This window comes from Streptomyces boncukensis, assembly GCF_011045075.1.
In the GTDB taxonomy this organism is placed as follows: Bacteria; Actinomycetota; Actinomycetes; order Streptomycetales; family Streptomycetaceae; genus Streptomyces; species Streptomyces boncukensis.
This window is the reverse complement of record NZ_JAAKZZ010001029.1, coordinates 1-935: the sequence shown is the minus strand read 5'-3', so window position 1 is coordinate 935 and position 935 is coordinate 1. Positions and strand designations below refer to the sequence as shown.

The following is a 935-nucleotide window of genomic DNA, read 5'->3' as shown; positions in this document are numbered from 1 at the left end:
CCCGTGCCCGTTCCCGCGCGGATGCCGGTGCTCTACCTCAGCCACGGCGCCCCGCCGCTGGCCGACGACGCGCTGTGGACCGCGCAGCTCGCCGGCTGGGCGGCCCGGCTGCCCCGGCCGCGCGCCGTGCTGATGGTCTCGGCGCACTGGGAGGCGGCGCCGGTCACCCTCGCCGCGACCCGCACGGTGCCGCTGGTGTACGACTTCCGGGGGTTCCCCGAGCGCTACTACCGCGTGCGGTACCCGGCACCCGGCGCGCCGGAGCTCGCCACGCGCGTCCGCGCGCTGCTGGGCGCCGCCGGGCTGCCGGTGCACGACGAGCCGGAGCGCGGCCTGGACCACGGCGCGTACGTCCCGCTCGCCGAGATGTACCCGGAAGCGGACGTCCCCGTGCTCCAGCTGTCCCTGCCCACCCTCGACCCCGAGCGGCTGCTGGGCCTGGGCCGGGCGCTGGCGCCGCTGCGCGCGGAGGGCTTCCTGGTCGTCGGAAGCGGCTTCTTCACCCACAACCTCAGCGGCTTCACCCTGGGCTCCGGCCCCGACGAGGCACCCGGCTGGTCCCGGGAGTTCGACGCGTGGGGCCGGGAGGCGCTGGCGGCCGGAGACGTGGACGCGCTGCTGGACTTCACCCGCAAGGCCCCAGCGGGCCGGCTCGCACACCCCCGTACGGAGCATTTCGCGCCGCTCTTCGTGACGCTCGGCGCGGGCGAGTCCGACCTGGCCACCCAGCGGGCCGTCATCGACGGCTTCTGGGGCGGCCTGGCCAAACGCTCCGTCCAGCTCGGCTAGGACTCGGCTAGTGCCGTGACCGGAAAGGTTCACCGCCTCGCGCCGCCCGGCACGGCGCCTCGCGGCGTTGCCGGATCACGCGAGTACGCCCAGTACGAGCCGCGATCCGGCGCCTTGCGATGCACCGCACCGGACGACGCGAGACG

General features: G+C 75.9%; 1 protein-coding gene. It reads left to right on the top strand.

The window, feature by feature from the left end; translation table 11 throughout:
- Positions 1 to 21: 21 nt before the first annotated feature.
- The gene (locus G5C65_RS37740; RefSeq protein WP_165303580.1) at positions 22 to 789 is read left to right on the top strand and encodes a dioxygenase family protein; all 768 of its coding nucleotides are present in this window, start codon (positions 22 to 24) and stop codon (positions 787 to 789) included.
- The last annotated feature ends 146 nt before the right edge of the window (positions 790 to 935 follow it).